This window comes from Cytobacillus sp. OWB-43 (assembly GCF_034651445.1).
Taxonomy (GTDB): Bacteria; Bacillota; Bacilli; order Bacillales; family Cytobacillaceae; genus Cytobacillus; species Cytobacillus kochii.
This window is the reverse complement of record NZ_JAYEFF010000001.1, coordinates 1,943,467-1,963,279: the sequence shown is the minus strand read 5'-3', so window position 1 is coordinate 1,963,279 and position 19,813 is coordinate 1,943,467. Positions and strand designations below refer to the sequence as shown.

Sequence of the window (19,813 nt, the reverse complement as noted above, 5' to 3'; positions counted from 1 at the left end):
TTTTCTTCATGACTTCTATTTTGGCCAAGTCTCCCATATATATGAATCAGATAGATGTTAAGGGGGGATTTGGTTGATAGAGATCATTTTCCGGAATAAGCATGAAGCCGAGGAGCTGTTTCAGCACGCAATCCGGATTCAGAACTATACGGAAGGCGAAACGACAATTCTTCATAATGAAGGTCAATATATAGTAAGAATGTATCCTGAACAATGCAGTGGACGATCTATTGAAGAAGTAAAACGAACATTTTCTGCTTTTTTAATGGAGAGTAAATGCGATAGTTGGTTTAGAAAGATAATGGCCGAAAAGTTTTATTATCAAGATTCAGAAGAACAACAACAAATTCTTGAAATCATTCATTCCATATTGGAAGGGCAAAGAGAAGATTTATCTACTTTTTTACATAGAGTGGATATACACGAGCAATTACGATCGGCTATAGATCGCCTAGTGCATGATGATATCTCTTTTTCCTATGATGCTTTTATAAAGTTTCGTCTTAAACCGCTTTTAGACGATATGACAAAGTATGTTGAGTTGTCTATTGATGAATATAAAATGGAACAGGAATATCAAATGTTTATTCAAACCTTAAGAGACTTTATTAAGGATAGAGAAAGTAAGTTACCCACGATTCATTTATATTTAGGTGAAGAAGTTCGCTTTTTTAATCAGCATTTCGAAGAGCTTTCTCGAATGGACCTAACGGCGATGATAGATAGAAGATTATTAATTAATCACCCTGTCTATGTAGATTCAGTTACAATCGCACCATTACTCTCAATCGCTCCTCAGGAAATATGTTTATATAGTGAAAGTGAGGAACAACCTTTAGTTCGTACAATTAAAAATATTTTTGAAGAGAGATTGGAAATCCTTCATATAAGTGAATTTAATATGCGTAAACAGCATGCATGTAAAAATATAAGTGAACCCTCTTGATTTTCCGTAAATTAAAAACTATAATACTTACATATTGAAATTATCAATGAACAGTAATGATAAGGATATGGGTATTCTTTTACGGTTTATAGAGAGGGAAGACAAGGCTGCAATCTTCCTAACACGAATGGAATGCTTACCACCTTTGAACTCCAATACATAAAGATGTCTAAGGCGTCGATTAAGTATTGGCGGCAACAAGACCGTTAACTTGCTACGAGTCACTTTTTTAAAGTGAGAAGTAGGGTGGAACCACGTGTATATGATACTCGTCCCTTTTATTAGGGGCGAGTTTTTTATTTTTCAAAAACAAGGAGGAAGTTATGATGTCAGAAATGATTAAAGTTTCGTTTCCAGATGGAGCAGTAAAGGAGTTCTCCAAAGGAACAACAACGGAAGAAATCGCATCATCAATCAGCCCTGGCTTAAAAAAGAAAGCCATAGCAGGTAAAGTGAATAATGAATTATTCGACCTTCGTCGTCCAATTGAAGAGGATGCGGCTGTGGAGATCATTACCCAAGGCAGTGATGAGGCGCTTGAAATTATGCGTCACAGTTCCGCTCATTTAATGGCGCAAGCGATTAAACGTTTATATAAAAACGTTAAATTAGGTGTAGGTCCTGTTATTGAGAGTGGCTTCTACTACGATATCGATATGGAGGAGTCATTAACACCTGAAGATCTACCGAAAATCGAGAAAGAAATGAAGAAAATCATCAATGAAAATATTGAGATTGTTCGTAAAGAAGTGAGTAGAGACGAAGCTTTAAAAATCTATGAGGAGATTGGCGACGAATATAAGGTTGAACTGATTGGCGCCATTCCAGAAGGTGAAACAGTTACCCTTTATGAACAAGGCGAATTCTTTGATCTTTGTCGAGGGGTTCATGTTCCTTCTACAGGGAAAATTAAAGAATTTAAGCTTTTAAGTATTGCTGGCGCATATTGGCGTGGAGATAGCGACAATAAGATGCTACAACGTATATATGGTACTGCATTCTTTACAAAAGATGACTTAAACGAACACTTGCGTTTGCTTGAAGAAGCAAAAGAGCGTGATCACCGTAAAATTGGTAAGGAATTAAGCCTCTTTACGAACTCCCAAAAGGTTGGACAAGGGTTACCGCTATGGTTACCAAAAGGCGCAACAATTCGCCGTAATATTGAACGTTATATCGTGGATAAAGAAGTGCGTTTAGGCTATGACCATGTATATACACCAATTATGGCAAATGTGGAACTTTACAAAACTTCAGGACACTGGGATCACTATCAAGAAGATATGTTCCCTGTAATGAAAATGGATAATGAGGAGCTTGTTCTTCGTCCAATGAACTGTCCTCATCATATGATGATTTATAAACAAGGAATCCATAGCTATAGAGAATTACCAATCCGTATCGCTGAATTAGGTACAATGCATCGCTATGAGATGTCTGGAGCATTATCAGGATTGCAACGTGTACGTGGTATGACATTAAATGATGCTCATCTATTCGTTCGTCCAGACCAAATTAAAGAAGAATTTATACGCGTTGTTAATTTAATTCTCGAAGTATACAAAGACTTTGACATTAATGATTATTCGTTCCGCCTATCTTATCGCGATCCTGAGGATACTGAAAAGTATTTTGATGATAATCAAATGTGGGAAAAGGCACAATCGATGTTAAAAGAAGCAATGGATGAGATTGGCTTGCCATACTATGAAGCCGAAGGGGAGGCCGCATTCTACGGTCCTAAGCTTGATGTACAAGTAAAAACAGCTCTAGGTAAAGAAGAAACGTTATCAACTGTTCAGTTAGACTTCTTGCTTCCTGAACGTTTTGACTTATCTTATGTTGGGGAAGATGGCAAGCCGCATCGCCCTGTTGTTATTCACCGTGGTGTTGTTTCAACGATGGAACGTTTTGTTGCTTTCCTTATCGAAGAATACAAAGGTGCATTCCCAACATGGCTAGCTCCTGTTCAAGTCCAAGTTATTCCAGTTTCAAATGATATCCATTTTGATTATGCGAAAAAAGTAAAAGAAGATTTACAGCTTGCAGGAATTCGCGTTGAAATCGATGATCGTAATGAAAAAATGGGTTATAAAATTCGTGAAGCACAAATGCAGAAAATCCCATATATGCTCGTTGTCGGCGATAATGAAGTAAGTGAACAGGCGGTTAATGTACGTAAATATGGGGAACAAAAATCAGAAACCATCTCCTTTAATGAATTTAAACAATTGATTGAGAAGGAAGTTCAAAGAGGATAAAAATATTACAAACAACGTGTATGATCGTATCCCAGAGTCTTTATCCATGCTTAACTCAAAACGTCACTTTATGCATGTTGTTAAGCTGGATAAAGGTGGGTACAAAAAAATTTCAAAAGTTGTTGCCAAACACCGCAACTTTTGATATCATTTTCTATGTTGTGAAAAAACAATACCATTTGACAAATATTATGCTTTGTGATATATTTTCTAAGGTAATTTGAATACAGTTTGAGTAAAGAAGAAGCGCCCGCTTCTCACCTGATTGACGCTTTTAGGCAGTTAGCAGGTTTACGTGAATTTTAACATTGTACGTAATGTGTGGGTGTCTTCACCCGCACTTTTTTATTTGCCTCAATTGTATCACTCGGTGCAGCTGGAAGCTTCTTTTAGAAAAGTGACCCAAACATTGTGTTCATATAAAACCATGGAGGTGTCTAACTATTAGCAAAGATATGTTGTTAAACGAGGGTATCCGTGCCCGTGAAGTTCGTCTTATTGACCAGAATGGCGAGCAACTAGGAATCAAATCTAAAAATGAAGCGCTAGAAATAGCCGCACGTGTAAATCTTGATCTTGTTCTTGTAGCACCGAATGCAAAGCCTCCTGTAGGCCGTATCATGGACTACGGTAAGTTTAAGTTCGAGCAACAGAAGAAAGACAAAGAAGCACGTAAAAATCAAAAAATTATCAGTGTTAAAGAAGTTCGCCTTAGTCCAACGATAGAGGAACATGACTTTAATACAAAGCTTCGTAACGCAATCAAATTCCTTGAAAAAGGCGATAAAGTAAAAGCTTCCATTCGTTTTAAAGGTCGTGCGATTACGCATAAGGAAATTGGACAGCGTGTTCTTGTTCGATTTGCAGAGGCTTGCTCTGAAGTCGCAACAGTTGAATCTCATCCGAAAATGGATGGCCGAAGCATGTTTATGATACTTGCACCTAAAAACGAAAAGTAAGAGGAGGAATTCCACATGCCAAAAATGAAAACACACCGTGGTTCTGCTAAGCGTTTTAAAAGAACAGGATCTGGAAAATTAAAACGTTCTCACGCTTACAGAAGCCATATGTTCGCGAATAAATCTCAAAAACAAAAACGTAAGCTTCGTAAAGGTACTCTTGTATCTACTGGTGATTTCAAGCGTATCCGCAATATGTTAGTAGGTCTTAAGTAAACTCGCAAAATAGGAGGGAAATATTATGCCACGTGTAAAAGGCGGTACAGTTACTCGCAAACGTCGTAAAAAGGTATTAAAATTAGCTAAAGGTTATTACGGTTCTAAACATACATTATATAAAGTTGCTAACCAACAAGTAATGAAATCTTACAACTATGCTTATCGTGATCGTCGTCAGAAAAAACGCGACTTCCGTAAGTTATGGGTTACTCGTATTAACGCAGCTGCTCGTATGAACGGTCTTTCTTATAGCCGTTTAATGCACGGATTAAAACTAGCTGGTATCGAAGTAAACCGCAAAATGCTTGCAGAATTAGCTGTTTCTGATGCAAATGCATTCGCAGAATTAGCAAATGTTGCAAAACAAAACCTTTCTAAATAAGAAAGTTTAAGAGTCGCTCTTTCGGGGGTGGCTTTTTTTGTTATGATTTTAGTCTATTGAAGTGGAAGAAAACGAAATATACTCCTGCAAAGTTCAAGTATATGTTAGTGAGCATCTCAAGCGTATTAAACTAATGACCTTTGGCACGAGTACGAACTTATAAATACGATTAATTTACTTTATCAGCTATAATTTCGATAACGAAATGAGAATAGGGGTGTAATGAATGATTTTTGCTATCATAATCGTCTTTTTTATAATGAATGGCATTGCAGCAATTATGATGAAAATAGATAAAAGAAAAGCGCAAAAGGGAGAATACCGCATTAGTGAGCAAAATCTGTGGCTGGTTGCTCTTTTGTTTGGAGCTATAGGAATGACTTGGGGAATGAGGCGTTATAGACATAAGACAAAGCATTTTTCTTTTAAATTTGGTCTTCCTATCTTATCTGTGTTACAGTTGATATTCCTCGTTTACCTCATCATGGAGTGGGCATAATTTTAGTGCCCTTGCCATATGATGTACTAACATCCAAGAATCTTATAGTTCATGGAAGGTGGGCGTTTATCAGGTGAATGAACATCTTGCTCTTGCAAAGGGGATTATTGAGACAGCAGGTATTCTCGCTCCATTCGCATTTATTTTATTTCATATTTTGCGGCAGTTCCTTTTTATCCCTGTGCCACTTGTTTGTATTGCTGGTGGTGTATTGTTTGGCAGTTTATTTGGTAGTATTTTATCTCTAGTAGGGTTAATGTTATCTTGTTTATTTTTTTATGTATTAATTTATCAACTTCCTACCTTTCATGAAAAACTGTCTCATTTAAAAAAGAAATGGTTTGGAGAATATCGTAATTTAACCATTGGTCAAATTTCCATTCTTCGTTTGATTCCATTTATTCATTTTCATTTACTTAACTTTTGCTTGCTAGAAAAAAACCCGAAATTTCGTGATTTCTGCAAAGGTGCTTTGTTAACAAATATACCATTAGCAATCTTTTATACTGTTTTTGGTGAATTTATCAGTAGATTTACACCAACAATGATTGTTATGGTTCTACTGTCTTTGTCCATTCTTCTCTATCTCATTAGAGAGAAAGTGACTGTGATAAAATGGCAAGAATTTTTTAAAACAACAAAGGTGAAAAAAGTTTCATAAATGAAAGGTTAGGGTCGTGTATCCTGGCTTTTTTTGTTTATTGACTTTGAGAGGGGAATTATTTGATTGCAGAAAAAGAGGAAAATACTGATGTAATAAAAATCTAGCAAATGCTACTTAGAGATATAAATATAGCCCTAACAAACTTTGTAAAGGTTTGTTAGGGCTTAAAGTTTGGGCTCATCTTTCACTGGTTACGCTTTTTATCCATTAGCTCTTTCACAGGGCTCTTCCAGTCGATTTTTGCATTCATATAATGGTTTTTTAATTTGCTTTCGATAAACATAAAGTCCTCGCCAACAAGTCCTTGTAACTCTGATGGCTGATGAGGCCAAATGAAAATTGAAACCACATCAAAGGAGTTATCTGTTGTACCTAGATATTTTTCACCTTCAAACATAACCCCTTTATAAGTAATGAAGAAATTTTTCTGAGCGTTATTTGCGTCGTCATAAAAAAAATATTTTTTTTGTTTATGAGCTTTTTCTAATTTACGCATCGGATTTGTAACATACTTAACAGCACTATATATGAGCAAAATAATCAAAATGATTAGTAATAGGCGAATGATCAATAACATTAAGAATACCCCTTTGTACATTTTTTAAGTGTTTACGAATAAAAACGAAAAAGGTTTCAACTTTGTTTAAATTTGTTATAATTTTTTTGTTATGTAAAAAATAATTGGCTCTTTAATCGAAAAAACTGAGGGACATTTACGGTTTATATACCCATTAGTAAGTAATTTTATGCAACATGATAATAACATCATTCTATAATAAGATGAGGGATAAACAATGACGAATATATTAAACATTAAATTGATTCGCAATGATGCTAAAATGCCTTACCGTGCAAATGAGGGGGACGCTGGGCTAGATTTATTTTCAGTTGAAGATGTAATCATACCATCAGGACAGTCAGCTTTAATTAGCACAGGTATTCAGATGGAGTTACCAAAAGGAACGGAAGCACAAGTAAGGCCAAGAAGTGGTTTAGCTCTTAAACATAGTGTAACGGTTTTAAATAGTCCAGGGACGATTGATGAGGGCTATAGAGGCGAAGTGAAGGTCATCTTGATTAATCATGGAAAAGAAGAATTCCGTGTAGAAAAACATATGAGAATTGCCCAAATGGTAATCGCACCAGTTTTTCAAGTTGAGCTTGCCCAAGTAAGTGATTTAACACAATCAGAAAGAAACAGTGGAGGGTTTGGTTCATCCGGAAAATAAGTGAGCGTCTAAACCTCAAAGTACCTTTAAGTCTTCCCGCTTGTTAACACATATGTATAAGTTCTATAGAAATGAAGTACAGTAAGAAGTAGTTTAAGTTTTTACAAAAGAAGGACTAACCATGTATAATGGGCTTAAATAATATTAAGGGAGTCGAAATATGTCTAAGCTTGATGAAACATTAACGATGCTAAAAGAACTAACTGATGCAAGAGGGGTTCCAGGTAACGAACGAGAAGTGCGTGAAGTGATGAAAAAATACATAGAACCCTTAGCTGATGAATTATCAACTGACGGACTTGGTAGTTTAATCGCTAAAAAAATTGGTCAAGCAGATGGGCCAAAGATTATGGTTGCTGGTCATTTAGATGAAGTAGGTTTTATGGTGACAAGTATTGATAATAAAGGGTTTTTGCGGTTTCAAACAGTTGGAGGCTGGTGGTCTCAAGTGATGTTAGCCCAACGTGTGACGATTGTAACATCTAAAGGAGATGTGACTGGGGTAATTGGTTCGAAGCCACCACATATTTTGCCAGCAGAAGCGCGTAAGAAAACAATTGAAATCAAGGATATGTTCATTGATATCGGTGCTTCTAGCCGTGAAGAGGCATTAGGTTGGGGCGTAAAACCAGGGGATATGGTTGTTCCATATTTTGAATTCACTGTGATGAACAATGAGAAAATGTTACTTGCGAAAGCTTGGGACAACAGAATCGGTTTGGCGATTGCAATTAAAGTGCTAGAAGGTTTGAAAAATGAGAACCATCCAAATACAGTATATGCGGTTGGAACGGTACAAGAAGAAGTTGGCTTGCGTGGGGCAAAAACAGCTGCACAAATGATTAAGCCTGATATCGGTATCGCTGTTGATGTTGGGATACCAGGAGATACACCAGGTGTAACAGAAAAGGATGCGTTAAGTAAATTAGGTGATGGTCCTCAAATTATTCTCTATGACGCTTCTATGGTGTCACATAAAGGTTTAAGAGATTTTGTAACAAATACAGCAGATGAGCTCAATATTCCATATCAGTTTGATTCTGTACCAGGTGGTGGAACGGATGCAGGTTCCATACATTTAACATATAAAGGTGTGCCAGCGCTTTCAATTACAATTGCAACAAGATATATTCATTCACATGCGGGTATTCTTCATCGTGATGATTTTGAAAACGCAGTAAAACTGATTACAGCTGTTATTAAAAGACTAGATAACGATACAGTTGCAAAAATAACTTTTGAATAGAAAAAAACAGCCTGATGAAAGGCTGTTTTTTTTCTTATTGTAAGCCGTTTTCTAACGTCTCTAGCATTTCTTTCTTTTCAGTTTCAGATGAATTTTGCCAAATGACTTCAAATAATACGCCAAGGCCAGGGAGCATTTTCTCTTCGCCTGTTTGTATAGCATCAACAATAGTATCTTTTAATTCATCTTGTGAATTACCTGAAACATTGTGTAAGATGGCATTACGTAAATTTAAGTTCATAAAAGTAAACACATCCTTCGTTAGAATTCGTTACGATTATAGGGTTTCTCATTTAAGATTTATTATGTATGTGTTTTTCGGTATAATGAAATATTAATGGCACGTGTTTTATTGAAGGAGCGAAAAAATGAAGTACTTACAATCAGCAAAAAATCCACAGGTGAAGCAGTGGAAAAAGCTTCTCAAAAGGAAAGAAAGAGATATAACAGGTACTTTTCTTGTTGAAGGATTTCATCTTGTTGAAGAAGCATTAAAAGAAAATCGTGTAAAAGAGTTAATGATTAGTGAGGAAAAGGATATACCAAAAAGCTGGAATGTAGGAAACTGTTCCGTTTATATCCTACCGCCACATGTGATTGGAGACTTAACTGATACACAAACACCGCAAGGAATTGTGGCCGTATGTTATCAAGAAGAAGAGAGGTCTTTCGATTCGCTTGGTTTGAAGAAATTATTACTATTAGATGAAGTGCAAGATCCCGGAAACTTAGGAACAATGATTCGTACAGCTGATGCGGCTGGCATGGATGCGGTTATCATCGGTCACGGCACAGTGGACCCTTATAATCCAAAGGTTTTACGTTCTGCTCAAGGTAGTCACTTCCATCTACCAATTATCCATGGCAAGTTGGATGTATGGATGAAGGAGTTAAAGGAAAATAATATTCCTGTATACGGTACAGCATTAGAAGGAGGCAAAGAATATCAAAGCTTTGCTCCACTGGATGAATTTGCATTGCTCGTTGGTAATGAAGGGAACGGTGTAAATAAAGAGTTACTTACACAAACTACAGCCAATCTGTATATTCCTTTATACGGTAAGAGTGAGTCCTTAAATGTAGCTGTAGCAGCAGGTATATTGCTATATTATTTGAGAAACGAATAATGAGTAAAAAAATCGTGAGAACAATTTGAATGTCGACTCATAATGTAATATAATAAATAGCAAAATGAAATAATTAAAAGCTATGATAGAGACAAAGTAAAGTATGTTTTGTTCATAATAGGGAGAAAATGCCTGAGACTGAAAGCATTTTTATGAGCGACTTACTCGAAATTTCAGCTCTTGAGCAGACATCGGGACCATCGAATATTTTCGATGTAAAGATGCACCGGCTTTTTGCCGTTATCGAAATGAAGCGAATATAGCATGTTTTTTATTGTTGTATTAAAAAGGGTGGTACCGCGATTCCAAACCTCGTCCCTTTCATGGGATAAGGTTTTTTATTTTGTCAAAAAAGTATTAAAAGGAGGAGTTTCAAGATGCAAGAGCGTTTAAAAGAATTGCAAGCAGAAGCGTTAGAGAAGGTTTCTGCGGCAATGGATTTAAAAGAATTAAATGATATCCGCGTTGCTTATTTAGGTAAGAAAGGCCCGATCACAGAAGTACTAAAAGGAATGGGGAAACTTTCTGCAGAAGAACGTCCGAAAATGGGTGCATTAGCAAATGAAGTGCGTGATCAAATTACGCAAGGAATAACGGCAAAACAAGTGCAGTTAGAAGAAGCGCAAATTCAAGCTAAGCTTGCTGCAGAAACGATTGATGTGACATTACCAGGTCGTCCTGTACATACCGGTAATCATCATTCATTAACAAGGGTTGTTGAAGAAATTGAGGACTTATTCATTGGAATGGGCTATACCGTAGCGGAAGGACCAGAAGTGGAGAAGGATTATTATAATTTTGAAGCATTGAACTTACCAAAAGGTCACCCTGCACGTGATATGCAAGATTCATTCTATATTACAGAGGATATTTTATTACGCACACATACTTCGCCTGTGCAAGCTAGAACGATGGAAAAGCATGAGGGGAAAGGTCCAGTGAAAATCATTTGTCCAGGAAAAGTATTCCGTCGTGATAATGATGATGCGACTCACTCTCATCAATTTATGCAAATTGAAGGACTTGTGATAGATGAAAATATTCGTATGACAGACTTAAAGGGTACGCTAGAAGTATTTGCGAAAAAAATGTTTGGTGAAGAGAGAGAAATTCGCCTTCGTCCAAGTTTCTTCCCATTTACTGAGCCATCTGTAGAAATGGATATTTCTTGTATGATTTGTTCTGGAAAAGGCTGTAATGTATGTAAAAAAACCGGTTGGATTGAGATCTTAGGTGCAGGAATGGTACACCCAAATGTCCTTGAAATGGCAGGATTTGATTCTAAAAAATATACAGGTTTTGCCTTTGGCATGGGAGCTGAGCGTATTGCCATGTTAAAATACGGTGTCGATGATATTCGTCATTTCTATACAAATGATAGTAGATTCTTAAAGCAATTCTCAATTCATGAATAAAGGGGGAGGACAACGATATGTACGTTTCATATAAATGGTTACAAGAATATGTTGACTTATCTGGGATTACACCAGAAGAATTAGCAGAGAAGATCACAAAGAGCGGAATCGAAGTTGAAGGTGTAGAGACACTTGATGAAGGAATTAAGGGTGTCGTCGTCGGCTATGTATCTGAAAAACAGAAACATCCAAGTGCTGATAAATTAAATATTTGTCAAGTAGACCTTGGCGATGGCGAACTTGTGCAAATCATTTGTGGGGCTCCTAATGTTGATAAAGGACAAACGGTAGCAGTTGCAACTGTAGGTGCAGTATTACCGGGGAATTTTAAAATTAAAAAAGCAAAATTACGTGGTGAAGCTTCGAATGGTATGATTTGTTCTCTTCAAGAACTAGGCTTTGAAAGTAAGCTAGTCGCTAAAGATTATAGTGAAGGTATCTATGTGTTTCCAGCAGATACAGAGCTTGGAACCAATGCATTAGAGCAATTGCACAGAGATGATCAAGTATTAGAACTAGGGTTAACACCGAACCGTGCAGATTGCCAAAGTATGCTTGGTGTTGCCTATGAAGTCGCTGCTATTTTAGAAAAAGATGTGAAGTTACCGCAGACAAAGGTAGAGACTGTTTCTGAGAGGGCCGCTGATTACATCACTGTAAATGTAGAAGCAGCAGATGATAACCCATTATATGTCGCTAAAGTAATTAAAAATGTAAAAATCGCTCCGTCACCACTATGGTTACAAGCTCGTTTAACAGCAGCTGGTATTCGTCCACATAATAATGTTGTTGATATTACGAACTATATTTTGCTTGAATACGGTCAGCCTTTACACGCGTTTGATTATGATCGCCTAGGTTCGAAAGAGATTCTTGTTCGCCGTGCCAACCAAGGTGAAAAAATCACTACGCTTGATGATGCTGAGAGAGAATTAACAACAGATCACCTAGTTATCACAAATGGGGAAGTACCAGTTGCTTTAGCTGGTGTAATGGGTGGAGCGAATTCAGAAGTTGGTAATGAAACAACGACCGTACTACTTGAATCAGCTTATTTCACTGGAGGTGCGATTAGAAAGTCCTCGAAAGATCACGGATTAAGGAGTGAAGCGAGTGCGCGTTATGAAAAAGGTGTTGATCCACAGCGTGTTCGTCCAGCAGCAGAAAGAGCAGCGCAATTACTCACGCAATACGCAGGCGGAGAAGTATTAGAGGGATCAGTAGAGGTTGACACGTTAAAAGTAGAACCTGCTGTTATCACCATTACCATTGATAAAATCAATCGTGTCCTTGGAACATCGTTACTAGTGAGTGAAGCAAAAGATATTTTAGAAAGATTGCAATTCACGACAGTGGTTGAAGAGAATGAAATTACAGTAACAGTGCCAACAAGACGTGGTGATATTACAATAGAAGAGGATCTTGTAGAAGAAGTGGGTCGCCTATACGGATACGATAATCTTGCTTCAACATTGCCCGGTGGAACGGCTTCAGCAGGTAGTTTAACGCCTTATCAAAAGAAACGACGTATCGTTCGTCAATACTTGGAAGGGGCGGGATTATATCAAGCCATCACTTACTCATTAACGAGTGAAGATAAAGCGCAAAACTATTCCTTAGAAGCTAGAGACCCAATTAAGCTTGCGATGCCGATGAGTGAAGAGCGTAGTGTGTTACGGCTTAGCTTAACTCCGCATTTACTAGAAGTCCTTAAATATAATAGTGCGAGACAAATTGACGCTACTGCTATTTACGAAACAGGCTCTGTTTTCTTACGTACAGCTGAGAATGAGTTGCCTGAGGAAAAAGAACATTTAGCTGCGGCCATTACAGGTTTATGGGAGTTACATCAATGGCAAGGGGAGAAAAAGCCAGTTGATTTCTTTGTTCTGAAAGGAATTCTAGAAGGATTATTTAGTAAACTTGGTTTGTTAGAACAAATCACGTTTGCCAAATTTGAGAAAGACGGACTACATCCAGGTCGCTCAGCAGAAGTATTTCTAAATGAAACGAGTATAGGGTTTATTGGTCAAGTTCATCCGAATGTTGAAAAAGAATTAGACTTAAAAGAAACGTATGTTTTTGAATTATCATTAGAGAAATTATTACATGCTGAAATTAAACCTTTACGCTATGAAGCTATTCCTCGTTACCCATCTATTACGAGAGATATTGCTTTAGTGGTCGATCAAACAACGACAGCTCAAGCATTAAGTACTGTCATTCGTGAAGCAGGCGGCAAATTACTAAAAGACGTTCATGTATTTGATTTATATGAAGGAGATCGAATGGAAGAAGGTAAAAAATCAATTGCCTATTCACTGAAATATTTTGATCCAGAACGGACTCTTACAGATGAAGATGTTGTAAAAGCCCATGACAAAGTGTTAAAAGCATTAGAAGAAAAAACTGGTGCTGTCCTTCGTGGATAAATAATCATCAAAGTGATACTTACTGTTATTTTTCGGTAGTATCACTTTTTTTGTACAGTGTAGTTGAAAAGAAAAATTACTATTTAAGAGACTATAAATATAGGAAGAAATAAGAGTAAGATAGTGGTAAGATGAGGAATCACTGGTCCCAGAAGAAGCGCCCTGTATTAGAAGTAGAACACAAGCTGAGAGCTTGAGAGGCGCTAGTAAAAGTAGAAATCCGCTCTTCATAAAAGAGCGGAGCCCTATTGCTTTATGCTTTATACTTCTTTATATAAAGAGCTTTTGCTTTATCGGTGTTAGCAAAATGCAGTTTCACAAAGCGCGTTAGAGAATCTTCACCATGGATATGTATTAATTTCGCACCGCATTCGTCAACCTTAGGGCCGGCACCTTTTGTTAGTGGAAAGCCAGCCTTTTTACTTAATTCCTCGAAACGAAGGAGAAACGCATAGCGTGCAAGGATTGATGCAGCTGCGACAGCGATATGTACAGATTCACCTTTCGTACTGAAATATACATTTTCTCTTTGTATATTGGCTTGAGATTTTAAATAATTATAATATACTCCTTCTTGAGCAAATTGATCGATTAAGACGGCGTCTGGCTTCTCTGGAGACATTTTTTCAAGCACACTATTAATAGCTTGGTTATGAAGGAGAGCTTTTAGTTTTCCTTGAGACATTCCTTTTTGCTGCATGTTGTTATATTTTTCATTATGTAGTGTAAGTAAACTAAAGGGAATGACATCTTTAATTTGTTTAGCGATTTGGATAATTCTCTGATCATTTAAATTCTTAGAGTCTTGCACGCCAAGCTCTTTTAATAGTGGGATGTTTGTTGCACTTACATAAGCTGCTACTACAGTCATTGGTCCAAAGTAATCTCCTGTCCCAACTTCATCTGAGCCCACAACTGATAGGGATGCAAAATGATCCGGTAATTTGGATCCTTTTGGCGAGCTGGCTTTCTTTTTCGGTGCGACTTCGCTATTAGAGCCCCCCCATTTATCAGCTTCTGATTGACAGCCTGCTCCTTGAAATAATACTTTACCTGATTTGTAGGCAGTAATTGTACAATTGTTTGTTTTGGCAGTGAAAATACTACCGGGAGGCTGTTTCGGTGATAGTAGAGCTTGGTAATGTGTTTTCATTAGTTGAAGTTCTGCTGTAGATTTTTTTAATACTATTTGACTCATAATTGATTCCTCCTATTTTGACAATTCCTCTGTCTTTTTGACAAGCTTTGACTTCCCTCAAAAAATGGTTCGTGTTATGATAATGTTTAGGATTCTTCAGAATGGGGGCTTGTATGTTGTCAAATACTGATAAAAACCGGACAAGGGTTGATATATATGGTATCCCGTATACAATTGTCGGCACGGAGAGCTCCAGCCACATCCGTTTAGTTGCATCCATGGTGGATGAAACAATGAGAGATATTAGTGCAAAGAATCCTTCGCTCGATATTAGTAAACTTGCTGTTTTAACAGCTGTGAACACAATGAACGATTATTTGAAACTTAAAGACGAAGTAGAACGTCTTAAAGAAGAATTAAATAGAGTAAAGGACTGACACGAATTATGCTTGATCTTGCCATTATTATCATGTTAATCTTCGGGTTTTTCATAGGTCTACGAAGAGGATTAATTCTTCAAGCTATCCATCTATTAGGCTTTATTGTCGCCTTCGTTGTGGCAAGACTATACTATGAGCCTTTAGCTCCTAAATTAACCTTATGGATTCCATATCCGAACTTCGGGAATTCACAGCTTGAAACGATTTTAGGTAACACAGACTTAGAGACAGCTTATTATCGCGCAATTGCATTTGCAATCATTTTCTTTGCAGTTAAGATTGTATTACAAATTATCGGCAGTATGCTAGATTTTCTCGCAAGTTTTCCGATATTAAAACAATTAAACAGTTGGGCTGGAAGTATTTTAGGATTTATAGAAGTTTATCTTATCATGTTTATCTTATTATACATAGCAGCATTATTACCAATAGATAGTGTGCAGTCAACTCTAGACGGCTCGTTTATGGCAAACTTTATTATTGAGCACACACCAGTGTTATCCCAGCAGATAAAAGAGTTATGGATTGATTATGTAGCTTCTTAACTTCTCTACCTTAGGAAGAGAAGTTTTCTTTATTTAAAGCCAATCTTTTTTTTTGATAGGTCACCAATAAGAGGCGGACTGTCTGGAACGGTGGAAATATTGTATGATTTTATAGGTAGTAAGAAAACGGGAAAGACTAAGAAAATATGAATGTAAATGAGGCGATACACTTATGACAATTAATAAAAAGGATGTTGTTCATTTATTAGAAACGATTGCTATTTATATGGAGTTAAAGGGCGAGAACCCTTTTAAAACGGCTGCCTTTCGTAAAGCAGCAACGGCGTTAGAGACAAGTGATTTAACGTTGGATGAAATAGAGGATTATACGAAGTTACCTGGTATTGGTAAGGGTACTTCTGCAGTTATCACAGAGTTTGTAGAAGAAGGCACAACTAGTGCACTTGATGAATTAAAGAAGGAAGTACCAGCAGGTTTGATTCCACTTTTGCAATTGCCGGGTTTAGGTGGTAAAAAAATTGCTAAATTGTATAAAGAGCTTGGGGTTAAGAATGCTGAAGATTTAAGGACAGCTTGTAATGATCATCAAGTACAAGCTTTAGCCGGATTTGGAAAGAAAACAGAAGAAAAAATTCTCGAAGCATTAGCTAATGTGGGTACTAGACCGGAACGCTTGCCTCTTGCTTTTATGCTACCGATTGCTGAGAAAATTGAAGGATTTCTATCTTCATTTATAGATATCGACCGTTTTTCTCGAGCAGGTAGTATTAGAAGAATGAGAGAAACGATTAAAGATTTGGACTTTATTATTTCAACAACGGTTCCTGCTTCAGTGAAAGAACAGCTTTTACAAATAGGTGAGATTAAAGAAGTGATTGCGGCAGGAGAAACAAAAGTTTCTGTAGTGCTTGCAGAAAAATATGATGTCTCTGTTGATTTTAGAATTGTAACTCCTGAAGAGTTTGCTTCTACACTTCACCATTTTACCGGTTCTAAAGACCATAATGTTCGTATGCGTCAATTGGCGAAGGAACGGGGAGAAAAAATCAGTGAGTATGGTGTAGAAGATATAGAAAAAGGAACGATTAAAACGTTCCAAACAGAAGAAGATTTTTATGCTCATTTTAAATTACCTTTGTTTCCTCCTGAAATTCGTGAAGATGGTAAGGAAGTTGAGACATATACTGCAAACACGCCACTTATAGAAAACGAAGATATCAAGGGCGATCTTCATATGCATACAACATGGAGTGATGGTGCTAATTCCATTGAAGAGATGATTGCTGCCTGTCGCACAAAGGGTTATCGTTATATGGCTATTACGGATCATTCGCAATATTTAAAAGTAGCGAATGGATTAACAAAAGAACGGTTATTAAAACAAAAAGAAATCATTCACGAAATCAATGAAAAATATGATGATTTTCAAGTTTTGTCGGGGATAGAAATGGATATTTTACCGGATGGTTCCCTAGATTATGAAGATGATGTGTTGAAAGAGATGGATATTGTTATTGCTTCTATTCATTCAGCTTTTTCACAATCAGAAGAGCAAATCATGCACCGATTAGAAAATGCGATGAGAAACCCACATGTTGATATTATTGCTCATCCGACAGGGCGGTTGATTGGGAGACGGGATGGTTATGCAGTCAACATTGAGAAATTAATTGCATTAGCAAAAGAAACCAATACGGTACTTGAATTAAATGCTAACCCGAATCGGTTAGACCTTGCAACAGAAGCATTAAAATTAGCACAAGAATCTAATGTGAAGATTGTCATTAATACGGATGCTCATAAAACAGAAACACTCGATCATATGGAAGTGGGTGTATCAGCAGCAAAAAAAGCATGGTTATTAAAAGATACGGTGCTTAATACATTTGAAGCCGATGATTTATTACAGTTTTTAAAGAATCGTAAGTAAAGAGAGCGGATAGATACGGAAAATGAAGGGGGATTACTTCATGCAAGATAGAATTTTGAAAATGCTCGAATTTCATAAAGTGAAAGAACAGCTTTTAACCTATGTGTCCTCAAGCCTTGGGAAGAAAAAAGCGGAAGATTTAGTACCGTCAACAGATTTTTCCGAAGTGATTAAGTTGCAAAACGAAACGGATGAAGCAGCTCAAGTGTTACGTATGAGAGGTAGTGTACCTTTAGGGGGGATTTTTGACATTACTCCTCACTTAAAACGAACAAAGATTGGTGCAATGTTGAGTCCCCATGAACTGATGCAAATAGCCAGTACGATTCATGTAAGTCGACAAATGAAGCGTTTCATTGAAGATTTTGCTGATGAAGAAGAAAATGAAATACCAATCTTGTTCAGCTATAGCGAAAAAATCATTGTTCTAGCTGAGCTAGAAACGGCGATTAGAAATAGCATTGACGAAAATGGAGATGTACTTGATAGTGCGAGTGAAAACTTACGCCAATTAAGGACACAATTAAGAACGAGAGAGAGTCGGGTACGAGATAAATTAGAATCAATGATTCGTTCGTCCAGCGCACAGAAAATGCTTTCTGATGCGATTATTACTATTCGTAATGATCGTTTCGTTATTCCTGTTAAACAAGAATATCGCGGTCATTATGGTGGTATTATTCATGATCAAAGTTCTTCTGGGCAGACATTATTTATAGAACCACAGTCTATTGTCCAACTAAATAATGAATTACAAAATATCAGGGTAAAAGAGCAGCAAGAAATTGAGAAGATCCTGATTCAGCTATCATTATTAACGAATGAGTATAATAATGAACTACAAACTATTGTTTATGTTTTAGGTGAAATGGATTTTATGTTCACAAAAGCAAGATATGGAAAGAGCATAAAGGCAAGTAAACCATCTGTAAACGACAAAGGTCATATTAGGCTTTTCAAAGCTCGTCATCCATTGATTCCAGCCAATGAAGTCGTAGCGAACGATATAACGATGGGAGAAGCCTATTCTTCCATCGTTATTACGGGACCGAATACAGGTGGTAAGACAGTCACATTAAAAACAGTTGGTCTTTCTACATTGATGGCACAGGCAGGACTACAAATTCCTGCTTTAGACGGGTCAGAAGTAGCGGTATTTGGCGCTGTTTATGCTGATATCGGTGATGAACAGTCAATTGAACAGAGTTTAAGTACTTTCTCGTCACATATGGTCAATATAGTTGATATTTTAGAAAAAGTGGACGGTAATAGTTTAGTCCTTTTTGATGAATTAGGTGCAGGAACAGACCCGCAAGAAGGGGCAGCTTTAGCCATTTCTATTTTAGATGAAGTGTATAACAGAGGAGCTAAAGTCATTGCAACAACCCATTATCCCGAGTTAAAAGCCTATGGTTACAATCGTGAGGGGGTTGTAAATGCCAGTGTTGAATTTAATGTAGAAACGTTGAGTCCTACTTATAAATTATTGATTGGCGTTCCTGGTCGCAGTAATGCTTTTGAAATTTCAGGACGACTTGGTTTAAATGAAAGTGTAATTACCAATGCCAAGGAATATATAAGTGCTGATAGTAACAAAGTAGAAAATATGATTGCCTCATTGGAAAGTAGTAAAAAGCAAGCGGAGGCAGAGCGTGAAGAAGCATATGCATTATTAAAAAACGCTGAGAAGCTTCATAAAGATTTGCAAAAACAAATGGTTTCCTACTATGAAGAAAAAGATGGGCTAGAACAAAAAGCAAAGGAAGAAGCCGCATCTATTGTAGAGAAAGCGAAAGAAGAAGCAGAAAGCATTATTAGCGAACTTAGACAAATGCGCATAGAAAAGCATGCAGAAGTTAAAGAGCATGAACTGATTGAAGCAAGAAAACGTCTATCTGACGCCGCACCTGAAATAGTGAAGAAGCAAAAGAAAAAAAGTGCAAATCAAACTCATCAATTCCAGCCTGGAGATGAAGTAAAGGTATTAAGTTTCGGTCAAAAAGGCCAGCTATTAGAAAAACTAGCTGAAAAGGAATGGAGTGTCCAAATCGGCATTTTAAAAATGAAGGTGGAAGAAAAAGATTTAGAGTTTATTAAAACAACTAAGCCGGTGGAAACAAAACCAATGGCAACTGTAAAAGGAAAAGATTATCATGTTAGTTTGGAGCTTGACCTCAGAGGCGAAAGATATGAAAACGCTCTTTTGAGAGTCGAGAAATATATTGATGATGCTCTTCTAGCAGGTTATCCGCGCGTGTCTATCATTCACGGAAAAGGCACGGGTGCTCTAAGGCAAGGTGTGCAAGAGTATTTACGAAATCACCGTTCGGTCAAATCTATTCGTTTTGGGGAAGCTGGTGAAGGTGGAACTGGTGTGACTGTGGTAGAATTTAAATAGCGATTATCTTACACATGGATGA

Annotated in this window: 19 protein-coding genes and 1 other annotated feature; of the genes, 16 read left to right on the top strand and 3 right to left on the bottom strand. The window is 37.1% G+C overall.

The window, feature by feature from the left end; genetic code table 11:
* Positions 1-73 precede the first annotated feature (73 nt).
* The 7 genes from ytxC (at position 74) to U9M49_RS09635 (ending at position 5,927) form a co-directional block, all read left to right on the top strand.
* Positions 74-946: a putative sporulation protein YtxC gene (gene ytxC / locus U9M49_RS09665; protein WP_157733922.1), complete on the top strand. Its 873-nt coding sequence runs from the start codon at positions 74-76 to the stop codon at positions 944-946.
* A gap of 326 nt (positions 947-1,272) precedes the next feature.
* The gene (gene thrS / locus U9M49_RS09660) at positions 1,273-3,207 is read left to right on the top strand and encodes a threonine--tRNA ligase (RefSeq protein WP_095372324.1); all 1,935 of its coding nucleotides are present in this window, start codon (positions 1,273-1,275) and stop codon (positions 3,205-3,207) included.
* 232 nt (positions 3,208-3,439) lie between these two features.
* Positions 3,440-3,560 (top strand) — a sequence feature (ribosomal protein L20 leader region).
* 102 nt (positions 3,561-3,662) lie between these two features.
* Complete coding sequence (gene infC / locus U9M49_RS09655) at positions 3,663-4,166, top strand: translation initiation factor IF-3 (RefSeq protein ID WP_095372325.1); 504 nt, start codon at positions 3,663-3,665, stop codon at positions 4,164-4,166.
* A gap of 15 nt (positions 4,167-4,181) precedes the next feature.
* Positions 4,182-4,382: a 50S ribosomal protein L35 gene (gene rpmI, locus U9M49_RS09650; protein WP_095372326.1), complete on the top strand. Its 201-nt coding sequence runs from the start codon at positions 4,182-4,184 to the stop codon at positions 4,380-4,382.
* 25 nt (positions 4,383-4,407) lie between these two features.
* Positions 4,408-4,767 (top strand): 50S ribosomal protein L20, encoded by a 360-nt coding sequence (gene rplT, locus U9M49_RS09645; protein WP_095372327.1) that lies wholly within the window; start codon positions 4,408-4,410, stop codon positions 4,765-4,767.
* Between the two features lie 226 nt (positions 4,768-4,993).
* The gene (locus U9M49_RS09640) at positions 4,994-5,266 is read left to right on the top strand and encodes a DUF1294 domain-containing protein (RefSeq protein ID WP_307312684.1); all 273 of its coding nucleotides are present in this window, start codon (positions 4,994-4,996) and stop codon (positions 5,264-5,266) included.
* A gap of 73 nt (positions 5,267-5,339) precedes the next feature.
* Entirely contained in the window at positions 5,340-5,927 is a 588-nt protein-coding gene (locus tag U9M49_RS09635; protein ID WP_322909662.1) for a TVP38/TMEM64 family protein, read from the top strand.
* Between the two features lie 187 nt (positions 5,928-6,114).
* Here the strand turns inward: U9M49_RS09635 and U9M49_RS09630 are convergent, their stop codons facing one another.
* Positions 6,115-6,507, bottom strand: a complete 393-nt coding sequence (locus U9M49_RS09630) for a sigma-w pathway protein ysdB (protein ID WP_095372330.1) — start codon at positions 6,505-6,507, stop codon at positions 6,115-6,117.
* A 217-nt stretch (positions 6,508-6,724) separates the two neighbouring features.
* On the opposite strand from U9M49_RS09630, the gene dut reads away from it, so the two are divergent.
* Together dut and U9M49_RS09620 are read left to right on the top strand one after the other, a co-directional pair.
* Positions 6,725-7,159, top strand: coding sequence for a dUTP diphosphatase (dut, locus tag U9M49_RS09625; RefSeq protein WP_095372331.1), 435 nt, complete (start codon positions 6,725-6,727; stop codon positions 7,157-7,159).
* A 160-nt stretch (positions 7,160-7,319) separates the two neighbouring features.
* Positions 7,320-8,405: a M42 family metallopeptidase gene (locus U9M49_RS09620; protein ID WP_095372332.1), complete on the top strand. Its 1,086-nt coding sequence runs from the start codon at positions 7,320-7,322 to the stop codon at positions 8,403-8,405.
* Positions 8,406-8,439: 34 nt separating this feature from the next.
* Here the strand turns inward: U9M49_RS09620 and sspI are convergent, their stop codons facing one another.
* Entirely contained in the window at positions 8,440-8,646 is a 207-nt protein-coding gene (gene sspI / locus U9M49_RS09615; protein ID WP_095372333.1) for a small acid-soluble spore protein SspI, read from the bottom strand.
* A gap of 127 nt (positions 8,647-8,773) precedes the next feature.
* On the opposite strand from sspI, the gene U9M49_RS09610 reads away from it, so the two are divergent.
* The 3 genes from U9M49_RS09610 to pheT all read left to right on the top strand — a co-directional run bounded on the left by U9M49_RS09610 (position 8,774) and on the right by pheT (position 13,379).
* Complete coding sequence (locus U9M49_RS09610; RefSeq protein ID WP_322909661.1) at positions 8,774-9,532, top strand: RNA methyltransferase; 759 nt, start codon at positions 8,774-8,776, stop codon at positions 9,530-9,532.
* 377 nt (positions 9,533-9,909) lie between these two features.
* Positions 9,910-10,947 carry a phenylalanine--tRNA ligase subunit alpha gene (gene pheS / locus U9M49_RS09605; protein ID WP_307312687.1) on the top strand — a complete coding sequence of 346 codons (1,038 nt, stop codon included), beginning with the start codon at positions 9,910-9,912 and terminating at the stop codon, positions 10,945-10,947.
* A 17-nt stretch (positions 10,948-10,964) separates the two neighbouring features.
* The gene (gene pheT / locus U9M49_RS09600; protein WP_322909660.1) at positions 10,965-13,379 is read left to right on the top strand and encodes a phenylalanine--tRNA ligase subunit beta; all 2,415 of its coding nucleotides are present in this window, start codon (positions 10,965-10,967) and stop codon (positions 13,377-13,379) included.
* Positions 13,380-13,632: 253 nt separating this feature from the next.
* On the opposite strand, the gene rnhC is transcribed toward pheT, so the two are convergent.
* Entirely contained in the window at positions 13,633-14,577 is a 945-nt protein-coding gene (rnhC, locus tag U9M49_RS09595) for a ribonuclease HIII (protein WP_322909659.1), read from the bottom strand.
* Positions 14,578-14,693: 116 nt separating this feature from the next.
* Between rnhC and zapA the strand changes: the two genes are divergently transcribed.
* From zapA to U9M49_RS09575, 4 genes are all read left to right on the top strand, one after another.
* Complete coding sequence (gene zapA, locus U9M49_RS09590) at positions 14,694-14,954, top strand: cell division protein ZapA (protein ID WP_095373635.1); 261 nt, start codon at positions 14,694-14,696, stop codon at positions 14,952-14,954.
* Positions 14,955-14,962: 8 nt separating this feature from the next.
* Entirely contained in the window at positions 14,963-15,502 is a 540-nt protein-coding gene (locus U9M49_RS09585; RefSeq protein WP_322909658.1) for a CvpA family protein, read from the top strand.
* Between the two features lie 172 nt (positions 15,503-15,674).
* Positions 15,675-17,393: a DNA polymerase/3'-5' exonuclease PolX gene (gene polX / locus U9M49_RS09580; protein ID WP_322909657.1), complete on the top strand. Its 1,719-nt coding sequence runs from the start codon at positions 15,675-15,677 to the stop codon at positions 17,391-17,393.
* 40 nt (positions 17,394-17,433) lie between these two features.
* On the top strand, positions 17,434-19,791 hold the full coding sequence (locus U9M49_RS09575) for an endonuclease MutS2 (RefSeq protein ID WP_307312691.1): 2,358 nt from the start codon (positions 17,434-17,436) through the stop codon (positions 19,789-19,791).
* The last annotated feature ends 22 nt before the right edge of the window (positions 19,792-19,813 follow it).

What these genes read in the sequence shown, in the direction of transcription:
- thrS (WP_095372324.1), top strand. Translation starts at nt 1,273, where the DNA reads ATGTCAGAAATGATTAAAGTTTCGTTTCCAGATGGAGCAGTAAAGGAG.
- infC (WP_095372325.1), top strand. Translation starts at nt 3,663, where the DNA reads ATGTTGTTAAACGAGGGTATCCGTGCCCGTGAAGTTCGTCTTATTGAC.
- rpmI (WP_095372326.1), top strand. Translation starts at nt 4,182, where the DNA reads ATGCCAAAAATGAAAACACACCGTGGTTCTGCTAAGCGTTTTAAAAGA.
- rplT (WP_095372327.1), top strand. Translation starts at nt 4,408, where the DNA reads ATGCCACGTGTAAAAGGCGGTACAGTTACTCGCAAACGTCGTAAAAAG.
- U9M49_RS09640 (WP_307312684.1), top strand. Translation starts at nt 4,994, where the DNA reads ATGATTTTTGCTATCATAATCGTCTTTTTTATAATGAATGGCATTGCA.
- U9M49_RS09630 (WP_095372330.1), bottom strand. Translation starts at nt 6,507, where the DNA reads ATGTTATTGATCATTCGCCTATTACTAATCATTTTGATTATTTTGCTC.
- dut (WP_095372331.1), top strand. Translation starts at nt 6,725, where the DNA reads ATGACGAATATATTAAACATTAAATTGATTCGCAATGATGCTAAAATG.
- U9M49_RS09620 (WP_095372332.1), top strand. Translation starts at nt 7,320, where the DNA reads ATGTCTAAGCTTGATGAAACATTAACGATGCTAAAAGAACTAACTGAT.
- sspI (WP_095372333.1), bottom strand. Translation starts at nt 8,646, where the DNA reads ATGAACTTAAATTTACGTAATGCCATCTTACACAATGTTTCAGGTAAT.
- U9M49_RS09610 (WP_322909661.1), top strand. Translation starts at nt 8,774, where the DNA reads ATGAAGTACTTACAATCAGCAAAAAATCCACAGGTGAAGCAGTGGAAA.
- pheS (WP_307312687.1), top strand. Translation starts at nt 9,910, where the DNA reads ATGCAAGAGCGTTTAAAAGAATTGCAAGCAGAAGCGTTAGAGAAGGTT.
- pheT (WP_322909660.1), top strand. Translation starts at nt 10,965, where the DNA reads ATGTACGTTTCATATAAATGGTTACAAGAATATGTTGACTTATCTGGG.
- rnhC (WP_322909659.1), bottom strand. Translation starts at nt 14,577, where the DNA reads ATGAGTCAAATAGTATTAAAAAAATCTACAGCAGAACTTCAACTAATG.
- U9M49_RS09585 (WP_322909658.1), top strand. Translation starts at nt 14,963, where the DNA reads ATGCTTGATCTTGCCATTATTATCATGTTAATCTTCGGGTTTTTCATA.
- polX (WP_322909657.1), top strand. Translation starts at nt 15,675, where the DNA reads ATGACAATTAATAAAAAGGATGTTGTTCATTTATTAGAAACGATTGCT.
- U9M49_RS09575 (WP_307312691.1), top strand. Translation starts at nt 17,434, where the DNA reads ATGCAAGATAGAATTTTGAAAATGCTCGAATTTCATAAAGTGAAAGAA.